General features: G+C 67.5%; 14 protein-coding genes and 2 pseudogenes. 7 read left to right on the forward strand and 9 right to left on the reverse strand.

Features of this window, described 5'->3' with window-relative positions; translation table 11 throughout:
- The first annotated feature begins 54 nt into the window (after positions 1-54).
- The gene (locus ACIRP7_RS36820; RefSeq protein ID WP_403668593.1) at positions 55-1008 is read left to right on the forward strand and encodes an IS481 family transposase; all 954 of its coding nucleotides are present in this window, start codon (positions 55-57) and stop codon (positions 1006-1008) included.
- Here the strand turns inward: ACIRP7_RS36820 and ACIRP7_RS36825 are convergent.
- Together ACIRP7_RS36825 and ACIRP7_RS36830 are read right to left on the reverse strand one after the other, a co-directional pair.
- On the reverse strand, positions 1005-1409 hold the full coding sequence (locus ACIRP7_RS36825) for a substrate-binding domain-containing protein (RefSeq protein ID WP_403668596.1): 405 nt from the start codon (positions 1407-1409) through the stop codon (positions 1005-1007). The two genes, ACIRP7_RS36820 and ACIRP7_RS36825, sit on opposite strands and share 4 nt — an antisense overlap.
- A gap of 304 nt (positions 1410-1713) precedes the next feature.
- Positions 1714-2404: pseudogene (locus ACIRP7_RS36830) on the reverse strand (transposase); the annotation flags it as partial.
- A 290-nt stretch (positions 2405-2694) separates the two neighbouring features.
- On the opposite strand from ACIRP7_RS36830, the gene ACIRP7_RS36835 reads away from it, so the two are divergent.
- Positions 2695-3195, forward strand: coding sequence for a GNAT family N-acetyltransferase (locus tag ACIRP7_RS36835; protein WP_403668599.1), 501 nt, complete (start codon positions 2695-2697; stop codon positions 3193-3195).
- Between the two features lie 4 nt (positions 3196-3199).
- Here ACIRP7_RS36835 and ACIRP7_RS36840 read toward each other — a convergent pair.
- Positions 3200-4074, reverse strand: a protein-coding gene (locus tag ACIRP7_RS36840) for an IS5 family transposase (RefSeq protein WP_403668602.1) whose coding sequence is annotated in 2 segments (ribosomal slippage) — positions 3200-3822 and positions 3822-4074 — 876 coding nt in all. Because the reading frame shifts where the segments join, the coding sequence is not laid out codon by codon here.
- A 1093-nt stretch (positions 4075-5167) separates the two neighbouring features.
- Between ACIRP7_RS36840 and ACIRP7_RS36845 the strand changes: the two genes are divergently transcribed.
- The 3 genes from ACIRP7_RS36845 to ACIRP7_RS36855 all read left to right on the forward strand — a co-directional run bounded on the left by ACIRP7_RS36845 (position 5168) and on the right by ACIRP7_RS36855 (position 8947).
- Positions 5168-6598 (forward strand): ricin-type beta-trefoil lectin domain protein, encoded by a 1431-nt coding sequence (locus ACIRP7_RS36845; protein ID WP_403668605.1) that lies wholly within the window; start codon positions 5168-5170, stop codon positions 6596-6598.
- 341 nt (positions 6599-6939) lie between these two features.
- On the forward strand, positions 6940-8394 hold the full coding sequence (locus ACIRP7_RS36850) for an RICIN domain-containing protein (RefSeq protein WP_403668609.1): 1455 nt from the start codon (positions 6940-6942) through the stop codon (positions 8392-8394).
- Between the two features lie 37 nt (positions 8395-8431).
- Positions 8432-8947, forward strand: coding sequence for an LLM class flavin-dependent oxidoreductase (locus tag ACIRP7_RS36855; RefSeq protein WP_403668612.1), 516 nt, complete (start codon positions 8432-8434; stop codon positions 8945-8947).
- Between the two features lie 8 nt (positions 8948-8955).
- On the opposite strand, the gene ACIRP7_RS36860 is transcribed toward ACIRP7_RS36855, so the two are convergent.
- Both ACIRP7_RS36860 and ACIRP7_RS36865 read right to left on the reverse strand, forming a co-directional pair.
- Positions 8956-9087, reverse strand: coding sequence for a hypothetical protein (locus ACIRP7_RS36860; RefSeq protein ID WP_403668614.1), 132 nt, complete (start codon positions 9085-9087; stop codon positions 8956-8958).
- 179 nt (positions 9088-9266) lie between these two features.
- A complete protein-coding gene (locus ACIRP7_RS36865; RefSeq protein ID WP_403668617.1) occupies positions 9267-9530 on the reverse strand; it encodes a winged helix-turn-helix domain-containing protein in 264 nt (87 codons plus the stop codon).
- A 125-nt stretch (positions 9531-9655) separates the two neighbouring features.
- Here ACIRP7_RS36865 and ACIRP7_RS36870 point away from each other — a divergent pair, with 125 nt between their 5' ends.
- Positions 9656-10411, forward strand: coding sequence for a class I SAM-dependent methyltransferase (locus tag ACIRP7_RS36870; protein WP_403668704.1), 756 nt, complete (start codon positions 9656-9658; stop codon positions 10409-10411).
- A gap of 143 nt (positions 10412-10554) precedes the next feature.
- On the opposite strand, the gene ACIRP7_RS36875 is transcribed toward ACIRP7_RS36870, so the two are convergent.
- The gene (locus ACIRP7_RS36875; protein WP_403668620.1) at positions 10555-10962 is read right to left on the reverse strand and encodes a hypothetical protein; all 408 of its coding nucleotides are present in this window, start codon (positions 10960-10962) and stop codon (positions 10555-10557) included.
- A complete protein-coding gene (locus ACIRP7_RS36880) occupies positions 10952-11581 on the reverse strand; it encodes a hypothetical protein (RefSeq protein WP_403668623.1) in 630 nt (209 codons plus the stop codon). The genes ACIRP7_RS36875 and ACIRP7_RS36880 overlap by 11 nt, the downstream gene beginning before the upstream one ends.
- Positions 11582-11691: 110 nt before the next feature.
- Here ACIRP7_RS36880 and ACIRP7_RS36885 point away from each other — a divergent pair, with 110 nt between their 5' ends.
- Positions 11692-12042 carry a hypothetical protein gene (locus tag ACIRP7_RS36885; RefSeq protein ID WP_403668626.1) on the forward strand — a complete coding sequence of 117 codons (351 nt, stop codon included), beginning with the start codon at positions 11692-11694 and terminating at the stop codon, positions 12040-12042.
- A gap of 73 nt (positions 12043-12115) precedes the next feature.
- On the opposite strand, the gene istB is transcribed toward ACIRP7_RS36885, so the two are convergent.
- Positions 12116-12868 carry an IS21-like element helper ATPase IstB gene (gene istB, locus ACIRP7_RS36890; RefSeq protein WP_403668629.1) on the reverse strand — a complete coding sequence of 251 codons (753 nt, stop codon included), beginning with the start codon at positions 12866-12868 and terminating at the stop codon, positions 12116-12118.
- Positions 12865-14461 (reverse strand): annotated as a pseudogene (gene istA / locus ACIRP7_RS36895) (IS21 family transposase). The gene istB and the pseudogene istA overlap by 4 nt, the downstream one beginning before the upstream one ends.
- Positions 14462-14523: the final 62 nt, after the last annotated feature.

Genomic DNA, 14523 nt, shown 5'->3' on the forward strand with positions numbered 1-14523 from the left:
GCCTTCTGGCGTGGTGTGGATTGCGACATCTGCACCAGCAACAGAAAGGCCCTCGTGCCCCACCGTAATGCACCCCTGACCGAGACCGGCCGCCTGCGGCTGGCCCGCTGCGTGGTCGAGGACGGCTGGCCCCTCAGACGCGCCGCGGAACGCTTCCAGGTCTCGCCGACCACCGCCCAGCGCTGGGCCGACCGTTACCGGCAGTTCGGCGAGGCCGGGATGTGTGACCGCTCCTCCCGCCCGCACTTAAGCCCATACCGGACCCCGACCCGCACCGAGCGCCGGATCATCAAGGTCCGCATCCTGCGCCGGTGGGGCCCGGCCCGCATCGCACACCTACTGCGGTTGGCGCCCTCGACCGTGCACCGCGTGCTGACCCGATTCGGCCTGGCCCGCCTCGCGCATCTGGACCGTGCGACCGGCCGGGCCATACGCCGCTACGAACGCCAACGGCCCGGCGAGCTGGTCCACGTCGACATCAAGAAACTGGGCAACATCCCCGACGGCGGCGGACACAAGGTCCTGGGCCGCCAGGCCGGCCGCAAAACCCGTTCCGAAACCGGCTACAGCTACCTGCACACCGCCGTGGACGACCACTCCCGCCTCGCCTACAGCGAGATCCACCCGGACGAGAAGAAGGAGACCGCTGCCGGCTTCTGGACCCGGGCACACGCCTTCTTCGCCCGGGCCGGGATCACCGTGGAACGGGTGCTGACCGACAACGGCTCCTGCTACCGCTCACGCGACTGGCGCGACGTGCTGGCAGAGGCCAGGATCACCCACAAGCGAACCCGGCCCTACCGGCCGCAGACCAACGGCAGGGTCGAACGCTTCAACCGCACCCTGCTCGACGAGTGGGCCTACGCCCGCCCTTACCGCTCAGAGCAGGAACGACGCGACGCCTTCCCCGACTGGCTGCACACCTACAGTCACCACCGCGGACACACCGCGCTGAAAGGCCAACCACCCGCCAGCCGCGTCCCCAACCTCACAGGGCAATACAGCTAGGGCCTGCAGACACCTGTGGCGGTCCCGGTGCCTCCGGACCGCCACAGGCCCCCACCCACCCGCCCGAAGGGACAGCACGTGCACTCGACCGGCTCCACCAGGGGCTGGTGAACCGTCGTCAGCGGCGGCCCCACCCAGGAAGCCACCGGCAGGTCATCGAATCCGACCACGCTCAGATCGCCGGGGATGGTCAGCCGCAACTCCCGAGCCGCCTGGTAGCCGCCCAGGGCCCGCAGATCGTTGGCGGTGAGAACGGCGGCCGGCCGATCGGCGCGGCCCAGCAGCACCAGCGCCGCCTCCCTTCCAGCCTCGCCGGCCGGCTCCGTCCGCACGAGCGCACGCTTCCAGCCCACACCATGACGCACCCCGTACGAACGGAACACCCTCCTGATGAAGTTCACCAACGGCTACTGGCTGCCCCGCCCCGGCTGCACCGCCCGCTACGCCGCCGAGGTATCAGATGTGCAGGCCGACGAACAGCAGCTGACCCTGTACGCACCCGTCAAGCACGTGCGGCACCGCGGCGACGCCCTCAACAGCGCCCTGCTCACCACTGAGTGCTGGTCCCCGGCCGAGGGGGTGATCGGGGTACGGACCACCCACCACGCCGGATCGGTCCGGCACGGCCCGGAGTTCGCGCTGCCCGGGGCCTCGGACGGCGCCGGAAAGGTGAGCAGGCACGGCGACGTCGTCGAACTCAGCTCCGGTGCGGATCAGGGTCTGCCGCCCTCGCCGGTAGTACTTCGGCAGTTGAGCGAGGGCGAGTTGGGTGGTGGTGATGTGGTCGGCTGCCGTGTTGGAGCCCGCGTTGCCCGGCCTGAGGAGGGCGGCGACGGGCTTACCGGTGCCGCCCGGTCCAAGGTCGACGAAGGCGGTCAGGGGGTGATGGCCGTAGGTCTTCTTCCAGGTCGGGGCCGCGTCCTGCTTGTCGGAGTGGGCGATCACGAGGACGCCGTCGAGGTCGACGGTGACCTGGCCGTCGGCGTCCGGGGCGTTCTCGCCGGCCAACGACCAGGCACGGTTGCGGACTTCGGAGCGTGCGGGCCGGATGGCCTGCAGGGCCTTCTCGCCGGAGGCGGCGAGGGTGTCGATCAGGCGGGAGATGGTCGGGTCGGAGGCGACCGGGCCGAAGACGGCCGGCTTCACACCGCAGCATCGCGACGTCCGCGAGGCAATCCCCGCCCAGTGCGACCGCCAGGGCGACGTCCAGGAGGGCCTTGCCGGGGTCGTGGACGGCCCGCGGTTTGCGCCACGGAGCCAGAGCCTGGGATATGGCCTGGTCAAGACCGGTCTTGCGGACCGTTTCGACGAGCAGGACCGCCCCGGCCTGGGAGACGACCTGGCGGCCGTCGTCCTGGACATGGACGCGGGGGTAGGACCCGATAGAGTGCTTCACATGGGAAGTGCCTCCAGCGGTGGCAGGAACAAGGACCTCGACAATCCTCATTCTTGCTGGTCAGAGGCACTTTCTGCTTTCTTGGCCGCCTGCCGGACAGCCCGCTTCATGAAAGCGCGAGGTTAGAAGCGATCCGGGCGGCAACCTGACAGAGCCGACTCAACGGTTCCGTCGACCAACTCCCGCGCGACTAACGACCTCGTGCCACGGCCAACCGTGCACGAGGTCGTTAGGGCGTGTACCGAAAGTGTCCGTGGGGAGCCCGGCGACGCTCGTGTGATGCTGGCGTCATGACTGATCACCGCGAGGTTAGTATCGTCCGCTGGCCAGGCCAGACCCCTGCGATCAAGGACGGCCTGGCCGCGCTGCTAGCCGCCTACCATCTTCAGACGGAGGCTGAGAAAGGCGAATCGGTTGCCAACGTGCATGGGCTGCCGGACCGCTACCGGGCAGAGATCACTGATCCCCGGACCGCATTCGCCAGCGATGTCGTATTGGTGGCTCTCCTGGACAACACCGTTGTGGGGTGCCTGGTGGTGACCTCCCCGAACAACGGGCAAGCAGAGATCAAGAGGCTCTGGACCGACCCGGAGTCCCGTGGCCGTGGCGTTGCCTCGGCCCTGCTCGGCGCTGCACTCACCCAAGCTACGGAGCACGGCGTACACACCGTCCGGCTTTCGGTGTGGGAATGGCGAACTGGGGCCATCGCTATGTACGAACGGCTCAGCTTCACCGCCACCCAGTCGTGGGATGAGCGGAAGCAGTTGGTGTGCATGCAGCGGTCTCTCTGAGCGATCACAGCCATTCGTTGATGACCGCGACGAGGACGATCGCCTCGTAACGGACCGCGAGCTTGTCATACCGAGTGGCGACGGCTCGGTGCCTCTTGAGACGGTTGATCCCGCACTCGACCGCATGACGCTCGCGGTAGTCGACCGGGTCGAAGTGTGGCGGTCGGCCGCCGCGGGAATCCAACTTCTGGCGGTTGCGCGCTTGGTCTGCCTTGTTCGGAATAGTGCAGCGAATCCCGCGACGACGCAGGTAGGCGCGGTTCTTCCGGGAAGCGTAAGCCTTGTCAGCGCGTACTCGATTGGGGCGGACGCGTGGTCGGCCCTGCCCAATGCGAGGCCCGCGGACTCTCTCCAATACAGTCTCGAACTGTGGCGAGTCCCCACGCTGCCCCGCTGTGACCACGATCGCCATGGGCTTCTGCCCCTGCTCGACGGCCAGGTGCAGCTTGGTAGTGAACCCGCCGCGGGAGCGTCCCAGCCCGTGATCACCCGGCTCGGTGAAGACGCCACCCGGCAGGTCTTTCTGCAGGTCGCCCCGCTTGCGGGCCCCGGCCGCATGCTGATGGGCACGACACACCGTGGAATCGACACTCAGGTCCCACGTGATCGCTCCCTGCACGTCGGCAAGGACTGGAGCCGGGTCAGGATGTAGTGCCAGGTGCCATTCCGCTGCCACCGACGGAACAGGTCATAGACCCGACCCCACGGCGCATACTCGACAGGCACGTCCCGCCACGGCACACCCGTCCGAACCCGAAACCGTATGCCGTCGATCAGCCGCCGCCGAGGCCAGACCGGCGGCCGACCCGCCCTCACCCCCTTCGGCAGCAACGGCTCCAGCACCGCCCACTGCTCGTCCGTGAGATCTCTCCGCCCCATGAGCCGTGATCATTCACAGGCCAAGATCCACTTTCGATACACGGCCTAGGAGGGCGGCTCCTGGAAGACCGGCTGGGCGGTCCCCTGGATCCACCCGGCCGTCGACCCCGAACTCGGCCTGGTCTACTGGACGTTCGGCAACCCGTATCCGCGGACCGACGGATCCTCGCGCGGCGGCGACTACCTCTTCGCCGACTCGATCGTCGCCACCGACGCCAAGACCGGCAAGCGGCGCTGGCGCTTCCAGTCCGCCCACCACGACATTTGGGACGCCGACAACGACAGGGCGCCGGTACTGGCCGACCTCCTCATCGACGGCCGGAAACGCAAGGTCGTCGTCTACGGCTCGAAGGCCTGCTGGTACTACATCCTCGACCGCCGCTCCGGCGAGGCCGTCCACGGCATGCAGGAGCGGCCGGTCCCGCAGCACGCCCTGCAGAAAACCTCGCTCATCGAGGTGTCGTGAACACGAGCTACGCGACTGCCTTGGTGGCGCGTGCGGCTCGTTCACGCCGATCGGCAGCGTTGAGGTAGTCGAGGTCGGCCGTGGCGTCGAACCTGATCTTCACGAGTTCCCTGCGCAGACGATCACCTTTGGCCGTGACGTTGGAGTGCGGGGTTTCGGCCGATTTATTGGCGGCAGCCGGTCGCAGTCCGGCAAGGCTGTTCTCGATCGGGGTGCCGGAACGCCACGTTGCAGTTCGGGGCGATGCTGACCTGCGGCGTCTCACGTCGCCCGCCTGACGTTCACATCGAGCCGTTCGGCACGCCCGCAAGGGCGGTGCTGCGGCTGCGGCTCAGTGACGGTGCGCCCAGGGCACCATCGGTCATGACATGGGATCTCCGTAGGGCAGATCGACTGTCCTGATCACCTTCCTCGTTCCACTGCCAGTGTGAACAGTCCATTGAAGTCGACGCATTGCTATGGCATCTTCACCCCGCAGTGGACACGGCGCGCCATACATCCCATCACTGAAGTGCTTATCTCGCTATTCCCATCGGGAGGTTCACCATGCCGATGTCGAGATCAACGCCAGGACGCGCCGAAGCGGGGAGGGCGGGAACGAGGCGGTGGCGGTCGTGGATGGCGGCGGTGGCAGCCGTCGCGGCGGTCGTCGCCGCGATGTTCGTGGCAGCACCGGCGGCAGCCCTGCCGGCGTCAGGCGCCGCCGCGCCGCGGGCCGCCCAGAGCAATCCGTACCAGCGCGGCCCTGATCCCACCGTGACCGGTATCGAGGCGTCGCGCGGTCCGTTCGCCACGGCGCAGATGGGTGTGGCGCCGGGCAACGGGTTCAACGGCGGAGTGGTCTACTACCCGACGGACACCAGCCTGGGCACGTGGGGAGCCTTGGCGATCGTGCCGGGGTACACGGCGCGGTGCGCCGACGAGGAGGCGTGGATGGGGCCGTGGCTCTCCTCATTCGGGTTCGTGGTGATCTGCATCGAGACCAACAGCCGTACCGACGGGGCGGACGCCCGGGCCGCCGAACTGCTGGCGGGGCTGAAGTGGCTGACCACACAAAGTCCGGTCAAGGCGGAGATCGACCCGAATCGGCTGTCCGTACTGGGGCACTCCGCGGGCGGAGCCGGAGCGATCATCGCGGCGGAACGCCAGCCGTCGCTGAAGGCGATGATCGGCCTTGCTCCGGGGTTCCCCGGCAACGGCCTGAGCATGGCCACCGACACGGTGCCGAGTCTGGTCATCGGCGGCCAGAACGACACGGTCGTCACCCCGTCGTATCTCAGCGGTCTGTACGCCACGCTGCCGGGCACCACGCAGAGCGGTTTCGCCCAGATCGCCGGAGCGGACCACTTGTACTACACCCGTCCGAACAACGTGGAGATGAAGCTGCTGATCCCGTGGCTGAAGGTGTTCGTGGACAACGACACCCGCTACACGCAGTTCCTCTGCCCGGCCCTGCCGGACCCCTCCACCGTCTCGGTCTACCAGCCGAAGTGCCCCTATGTGCCCCCGAGCGGCCCGACGCCTGCCGGCGGTGAGCCTGTCCACGCGGTGGGTGCGGGCAAGTGCCTGGACGTACCGGATCAGCGCACGACAGCGGGCACGCAGGTGGAGATTCACACCTGCGACGGCGGGGCCAACCAGTTGTGGACGCGTACCTCCTCCGGTCGGCTGACGGTGTACAGCGGTAGCTCGACCATGTGCTTGGACGCCGACGCGCAGGGCGCCAGTCCGGGTACGAAGGTGCAGATCTGGCCATGCAACGGCGGGTCGAACCAGCAGTGGAATGTGAACGCGAACGGCACGATCACCGGGGCACAGTCCGGGCTGTGCCTGGACGTGACCGGCGGGGCCACCGCGAACGGCGCCTTGGTGGAACTGTGGACCTGCAACGGCGGGGCCAACCAGCACTGGACACTCGGACAGCCCGATAAGCAGCGCCGCTTCACCCCGGCAACTCAAAGCCAGGGCAAGTTCCCTGAAGACATCACGACCCACCACCGGCAGGGACCTGCGGCCGTACTTCGACAACCAGCGCGCGCTTTCGTGGGTTCCGCCTGAGTGACTTCTCGGCGGCCAACACCACCACGGTCCTGACGGGTCGATCGTCGCCGGGCCGGCCTCCTTGGTGTCCGCGGCGATCAGCCCGACGCAGCCCCGACGCCACACGGGCCGTCGACCCCGCGGCGGGCCGGGGGGCGAGATGTGTGCGTTCGATGCGAGAAAGAGGCCTGGCCGTATCAGGTGCGGCACCACGGCGGGCACGGTGCTGGCCCACCTGGAACTGCAATGTACGGACCAAACCGATGTGGACCCTCGGGGTGGACCGCAGGAGACACGAATCCGCCCCATGACCCGCGGCGAGCCTCCGAAGGGACTACACGCTGAGAAGGGAGAACCCGATGGGAAACCCGATCGCCAACACACGTGGAAAGCCGGCCACGATGACCAGACTGCTGGCGGTGTTCGCACTCACCGCAGGAATTCTGGTGGCCGGTCCGAACCAGGCACACGCTTCCACATCGCAGTTCAGAGGAGTGAACTGGGCCGACCAGAGAGACAACTTCGTCAACGGCGTGGTGTACCCCTCCGGGCTCGGTGCGTCGGACACCTACGCATCGGCTTCCGCCGTGGCGGACCAGGTTGTTGGCCAGATGTACGCGGCGACGGGCGCCAACACGGTGCGCATGCCTATCAACGAGCCCACTGTCGCCGACTACTGGAACACCTACACCGGGGCGATCGACACGGCTCTCACCAAGGGAAACGTGATCCTCGCCTACTGGGCGTACAGCGGCGGGAAGCCGGCGAGCACCGCCGCGTTCAACCAGATGTGGGACAAGGTCGTGCAGAAGTACGGCTCCGATCCCAACGCCTACTTCGAGATCGTCAACGAGCCGTACGGTTACAGCACGACCAGCCTGGACGACATGTACAGCGGCTGGTTGGCCAGGTACCCCTCCGTGCCGCGCTCCAGGGTGATCCTCGACGGCGCCGGGCTGGCCCAGGACGTCGCGGCAGTCGGTCGCGACAGCCGCCTGGACGGCACTTTCCTGGCGGTGCACGACTACTCGTTCTTCGCGGGATACGAGGACGAGACCGAGTGGGCGAACCACCTCGCCGGCTATATCGGCGGATACGCCGCCCGCACGATCGCCACCGAGTGGGGCGGCCCGATGGGCCCGGGCAGCAAGAACGGCGTCCACTACAACACCATCGACTACAGCATCCCCAGTGGCTCGTTCTTCGCCGACTACGTCCGGGGTGTCAGCAGCGAACTGCGCAGCCTCGGCATGGGGAGCGTCTACTGGCCGGGGCTGCGCGACGGCGATTGGTACAGCATGACCAGCAAGAGCGGCACCGGCTCGGGCATCAAGCTGTCTCTGGTGAACGCCTCGGGACTGACCCGCCTGCAGTACACCTGGGGGATCGGCAACGGCGGCGGCACATACGTGCGGATCACCAACTCCGCCACCGGCCTGTACATCGACGGAGAGGGTCGCACGACCAGTGGGGCCACCGTCGGCGAAGCCAGCGGCAGCAGCAACCGGTACGAGCAGCAGTGGACCGTCGAGAACGATGGGCCCTACGTGCGCATCAAGAACCGGGCAACCGGCCTGTACCTGGACGGGGCGGGCCGCACCTCGGACGGAGCCGCGGTCACCCAGTACGGTGACAGCAACAGCACGAGCCAGCAGTGGTCGGTCGTGACCGTCGCCGACAACGTGCGCATCAAGAACCGCTCCACCGGCAAGTACATCGACGGCATGGGCCGCACCGGCAATGGCTCTGATCTGGGCCAGTGGAGTTACAGCAACAGCACGAACCAACAGTGGCGGATCGTAGCCGCCGGTTGACCACCAGCCGCATCGCCTGCCGCGTGGCCGGCTCACCGTGACCGTCGGCGCCGGCTTCCCCGGCCGCTTCGGACGGCCCCTCTACACGCTGTCCGAGCTGCCGTGGGAAAGGCGCTTCGCCCGCTTGGACGAGACAGTTGCACTGTGGCGGGCCCTGTGGGACGGCGCCGACTCCTTCCACGGCGAGATCCTCCAGTTCGAGGACATCCCGCCCACCATCAAGCCGTCCCGAGCCGGCGGCCCGCCCATCTGGCTCGGAGGCGCGACCCCCGCAGCACTGGCCCGCACCGGCCGGATGTACGACGGATGGCTGCCCTACCCGCCCGACCCCGCCGACTACGCATCCGGCCTCCACCATGTCCGCAAAGCGGCTGCCGACACCGGACGTGTCGCCGAGGACATCACCCCCGCACTGTTCGTCACGGTACGGATCGACGATGACAACGAGAGTGGCCGTCGGGCCCTGGACGCCTACGCACGGCCACATACGGCATGCCGCTGCAGGAGCTGGAGAGGATCCAGGCAGTTGTCACCGGCTCCGCCGACCAGGTGATCGAGCGCCTAGGACGGTATGTCGCCGCCGGCGTTCGGCACATCGTCGTACGTCTCGGCGCCCTGGACCTTCGCTCCCAGCGCGACCAGCTCGAACGGGCTGCAGACCTGATCCCCGCCACCCAGACGACAGCGGATCACGCCTCCGCCTCGGAAGTCTCCTGAGCCTGGCCCAGCCAACCCGAAGTGTCGATTACGGGACAGCTCTTAGCCGCGATTCAAGCGGCTGATCAACGCGCAGGGGCAGAACTAGCCCCGGCTCCGAGGGGGGAGCAGGGCTGTCGGTCAGTGCGGGCTCTCGTATGAGGTGAACATTTCCATCAGTTCCCGGACGGGCGTGTCTGCCTCTGCTGGATGACGGAGGGTGCTGTCCAGGCAGAGGATGTAGCCGCGCGCCGTCCTTCGCGCTCGCGGCGCATGTAGCCGGCCTGTTCGAGGTCGGTGACGATGCTCAGCGCCGTGCGTTCGGTGATGCGGCAGACCGCGGCGATGTCGCGGAGCCGGGTGGCAGGGTCGCGTGAGATGGCGAACAGCACGCGGGCGTGGTCGGTGAGGAAGTGCCACTGCCCAGCCTGCTCGCTCACGGCTCCGTCCCTTCAGCTCTGCAACACCGTCAGAGCCATCCTTGCGAAAACCATTGGTGCCCGGCTTGCTCCGCTGATGGACTGACGTCCTACCGTGAGTCTGCCGCGTGACGGAGGTAGTGGTTGTGACAGGCTATGGCGTGCTTGCCGAGGTGTACGAATGGCTCATCTCGGATGCAAAGTTACCTCCAGCCGAGTTCGCTGCGTCGTTCGACGGCGTCCTCAATCTCCTGCCGTCGAACGCTCACGTCCTCGACTGTTCATGCGGAACCGGACAGTTGGCGGTTGGCATCGCCGGTCGTGGCATGCAGGTTGTCGCAACTGACGCCAGCGAGGCGATGGTTCGTCGGACTGCAGAGTTGTCTGAGGAGTTCGGGGCATCCGTCCGGGCCATACGGGCGAGCTGGGACGAGTTGCCCGACCATTTCCAGGACAACACGTTCGACATGGTGTTCTGCGTTGGCAACTCGCTTCACCATGCCGCGGGCGCGACAGGCAGGGGTGCTGCTCTGGAGTCGATGTCACGGCTTCTGCGCCCCGGCGGGCGCTTGGTACTCACGTCCCGCACTTGGGAACTCGTGAGGGCCAGAGGTTCCCGGCTGGAGATCAGTGACCGACTCGTCCGCCGGAACGGTCGCGATGCCGTCGTGGTCTACCGCTGGGAGATTGCGCCGCATTGGGAAGAGGAGCACCACATCGAAATTGCGATCGCGCAAGTTGATGCGACCGGGCTGGTTCTTGTCCGCTCGGAACTGCTGTCCTGCTGGCCCTACCGGTACGAGGAACTCGAAGTCGAGCTGCACCGGGTCGGACTCCGGACGGAACTGAGCACGTTCGATCTTGAGGCCGAGAACTACATGGTGGTCGCGAGCAAGGTATAAACACCGGACCCTCAGTCCCTGGCCGGACCGCGCGGTTGCTCAGCGGAACACCGCGTCCGTCGTACTCGCCGACGACCCTGGCGGGGACATCGCCGGTCACCAGTCCCTTTGACGTCCTAGGCATGCCGCGACCACCTCGCGCATCAGGGGATACTGGCAGGGAGGCTCCGGAGGGGGCTGCGCTGGGTGCTGTTGTCGGTGCGCCGGTCCAGCTCGGTGCGGAGTTCGTGGATGACCTGGGCATAGACGGCGACGCGCTCGCGAAGCCGGTCGTTGTCCTCCCGTAGGGCCTGGGCGGCGGCTTCGGCATCTACTGCGCGGGCGTGCAGATGCTGGAACGCGGGCGGAATGCCGTTCGCCTCGGACTTCCGGCGGACGAATTCTTCCTTCAGGTCGACGTGCTTGTGCGTGAGGACCCAGCGCTTGACGCCTGCCTCGGCGGCGAGTTGCAGCGTGGTGAGCGCCCCGGTGGAGCGGGTTGGACGGCCGTCGAGGAGCCGCTGGATCGCTGCGGTGATGGCGTCGCGTTCGGCGTCACGGTCAGTGGCCATCGTGGGGTTCTCCGGTCGAGTCGTGGGCGGTGACGATGCATTCCAGGCGGTCGAGCTCGTGCTGTTCGCGGGCGTGCCGGAAGGCGGGAGCCAGCGGGTCGTCGACGAGCGGTCGTAGCCGCTCGATCTGGACGAGGACCTGTTCGATGTCGCGATCGGTCCGCGCGATGTTCACGCAGTTCGGGCGGCAATCGTCGAGGTCGGGGGTGCGGCGGGTGCCGTCCTCCTCGCTGCGCAGGCGGCAGGCTGCTCGCTTCGGGTCCAGGACGCAGGTCATGCCCTTGCCGGGGAAGATCTGCAGGTCGGGGTTGGTGAGCATGGTGGTTGCGTGCCGCTTGGTGCGCAGGACTCTCCCGGCGAAGCGGGTGGCGGCCTGGACACGGTGCCGATAGGTCTCGGCTGCTGGGCCGCTGACCTGCTCGACTTCACGCAGGCGCTGGTGTGCGTCGGCGAGGGTGTCCAGCTGGGCAAGCCAGTCCTCGAAGGCGAGGTCGTCGGGGAAGCCCGAGGCGTAGTTTCCGGCGTAGCCGAGGGTCATCTGGACGCGGAGGTGTCCGTACTGGATGGCGGCGGCAACCAGGCCCCTCGGTCGGCGGACGATGAACCTGTCGACGGTCAAACAATTCCCCACCCTCCGTGTTCAGCTGATTCCCAGTGCGTCGCTCCTCCTGTCGGACGCCGACCTCGCGCCTCGGGAACTTGGCTTGACGACTGATCGTCTTCTTGGGCATGCCCCGTGTTCTCATTCTTGGAATCGACCCGCGTGCAGTGCCCGGTATGGACGGAGACGCCCTTCGAGCGGCCCTCGATCAGGAACTGGCCCGATTCGGCGAACACGCCATCGATGCGTCCATGACGCTGATCGAGCTGGATGAGTCGGCCGAGCCGGCGATCGTTGCAGCACTGTCCGAGCACAGCTGGGACGTCGTTGTCATCGGGGGTGGGATCCGCAAGCCGGAACCGCTTCTGCCGCTCTTTGAGCAGGTGCTGAATCTGGTCCGCCGTCACGCGCCGAAGGCAGCGATCGCGTTCAACACGAGCGGCGGCGACAGCGTCGAAGCAGCCAAGCGGTGGCTGTGAGCCAGAGCGTGTCGACGGCGTCTTCCCCAGGAGCTGCGGTCGCGTAATCCCCCAGCTCCTGGGGCGGGTTCGCCTACTTGGCCGGGGGCTCGGTGGTTCCCTTCGGCCGCTTGTTGGGTCGGTGGCTGGGGCCGTTCATGATGACTTGGTGGCTGGAGTTGATCAGCCGGTCCAGGAGCGACTCGGCGACGACGGGGTTGGGGAAGAGGGGATACCAGTCGCTGGGCGCCCTGTTGCTGGTGATGATCAGGGACCGGCCCTGCCGCTCGGAGACAAGTTCGTAGAGGTCGTCGGCCTGGGATGCGGACAGCTGGCGCATGGCGAAGTCGTCGAGGATGAGCAGGTCGGGGCGGATGAGTTCGCGCATGCGCTTGTCCCAGGTGCGGTCCGCGTGGCCGCCGGCGAGGATGCGGCTGGTCTTGGCGAAGCGGACGTTGGCGCCCTGGCGGACAGCCTGGTGGCCGAGGGCCTGGGCGACGTGTGTCTTCCCGACGCCGACGGGTCCGAACAGAATGACGGACTCGCCGAAGTGGAGCCAGCGCAGGGCCGCAAGTTCGCGGATCTGAGCGGCGGGCAGCTTCGGGGAGGCGTTGAAGTCGAAGCCCTCCAGGGTGGCCTGCTGCTCGAACTTCGCCTTGCGCAGGCGGCGTTCGAGCGCGACGGACTCACGCCGGGTGATCTCGTCGTGGCAGAGGACCTGGAGGAAGTCGAGGTGTCCGAGTTCGCCGTTTTGGGCCTGGGTGAGGCGGGCGTCGAGGGTTTCGAGCATCCCGGACAGCCGCAGGGCCTCGAGGGAGTCGCGCAGGGCGGTGGTCATCACGCTCATCGGGCAGCCTCCTCGGCGTCATCGTGGCCCTGGTCATCGTGGACGCTGCCGGGGATCTGGGTGGGGACGGTAGCGGCGAATAGGCCCTCGGGTCCGTGCAGGAAGGCCGAGGCTCCGGCGTCGCCGGTCTCGGGTTCCGGGTCGGTCTCGGTGCCGGCGACCAGGATGCCCTTGACGGTGCGGTAGGACGGGTCGCCGACCGATGATCGCCTTGCGGCAGGCGGCCTCCAGGCGGGTGTCGCCGTACTTCTTCCGCAACCCGAGTACGCCCTGGGCGGCCCGGAGCCGGTAGAGGGGGTTGATCTCTAGGAGTTGGTCGATCACCTCCCGGCAGGCGTCCCCGACCTGGCATGCCTGGCCGCGGCACCAGATCGGCGTCCTCATCTGGAAAGCGATCTTCTCGGGCGGGCAGTCGCCTCTGTCGGTGCGTTTGCCCTGTTCCAGGGCGGCGTGGGTCTTGACCAGCTCGCCCTCGTGGAAGACCTGCACCGTGACGGCGGTGGAGCGGACATCGACACGGCGGCCGATCAGTTTCCAGGGCACCGAGTAGAGGGTGCGGCCGACCTTGATGTGGATGTCCGGGCCGACCGTCGCCTTCGACCATCTGGCCAGCACGAACGGCTCGGCCGGCGGTGGAAGCAGAGCCTCGGCTTCCACCGCCTCGAACACCGACAGCGGCTTGGCTCCGCCCAGCGGCCGGCACTGCCGCTGACCGGCGACGTTCCTTGCCCAGAGCAGGGCCTCGGCCTGCATGTGCTCCAGCGAAGTGAACGACCGCCCGCTCCAGTACGAGTCGCGGACATAGGGCAGGGGCCGCTCCACCCTGGGCTTGTCCTTCGGCTTCGAAGCGCGGGCCGGGTCCACCAACGTGCCGTAGTATGCGGCGAGTTCGGCATACGACTTGTTGATCTGCGGGTCGTAGAGGTCCGGCTTGTCCACCCCGGTCTTCAGGTTGTCCGGCACCAGACGCCTCGGGACACCGCCGAAGAAGCGGAATGCTTCCGCGTGTGCTTCGGTCCAGGCATGCTGGTCCATGTGTGCCACCGGGCGGACGAACATGTGCCGCGAGGCGGGCAGCACCATCACGAACGCCCAGATCCGGTGCCGTTTCCCGGTCGCCGGGTTGATCCCCTGCCCCAAGAAGCCGTAGTCGATCTGGGCCTCCGAGCCCGGCTCGACCTTCTCCCGCAGCACCGTGACCTTCGAGCGGGCCGCCTCCTCGGGCAGGTTCTCGTGCACCCAGCGGCGGAACGTCGACAGCGACACCCTCAACTTGCCTTCGTCCCGGAGCCGTTGGTGGATGGTGGTGACCGTCGTGGTCTCCAGTAGGCTCTTGACGTAGTCGCGGTGCGGCTCGATCTCTGCCCACCGCACCTGGTTCAGCCTCCGGCTGGCCAGCTCCGGAAACCAGCTCTTGAGCAGCTTGGCCCAGTCCGCTTCGCTCATCGGCGGCCCACCCGGGATGATCCCGGCCGCCTCCGCCGGCGCCAGATACTTCCTGATCGTCTTGCGGTCCACCCCCAGCGAGGCGGACACCTGGCTCTTGGACCGGCCCGCGTACCAGTGCACGTAGATCTCGACGATGTCGACCACGGTGAATGTTTTCCTTGCCATCCGGTGCGTCCGTCGGCCTCTCGGCTCGCAGGTCAAGGGAC

This window comes from Streptomyces sp. NPDC102270, from assembly GCF_044766405.1.
GTDB lineage: Bacteria > Actinomycetota > Actinomycetes > Streptomycetales > Streptomycetaceae > Streptomyces.

What these genes read in the sequence shown, in the direction of transcription:
- ACIRP7_RS36835 (WP_403668599.1), top strand. Translation starts at nt 2,695, where the DNA reads ATGACTGATCACCGCGAGGTTAGTATCGTCCGCTGGCCAGGCCAGACC.
- ACIRP7_RS36850 (WP_403668609.1), top strand. Translation starts at nt 6,940, where the DNA reads ATGGGAAACCCGATCGCCAACACACGTGGAAAGCCGGCCACGATGACC.
- ACIRP7_RS36875 (WP_403668620.1), bottom strand. Translation starts at nt 10,962, where the DNA reads ATGGCCACTGACCGTGACGCCGAACGCGACGCCATCACCGCAGCGATC.
- ACIRP7_RS36885 (WP_403668626.1), top strand. Translation starts at nt 11,692, where the DNA reads ATGCCCCGTGTTCTCATTCTTGGAATCGACCCGCGTGCAGTGCCCGGT.
- istB (WP_403668629.1), bottom strand. Translation starts at nt 12,868, where the DNA reads ATGAGCGTGATGACCACCGCCCTGCGCGACTCCCTCGAGGCCCTGCGG.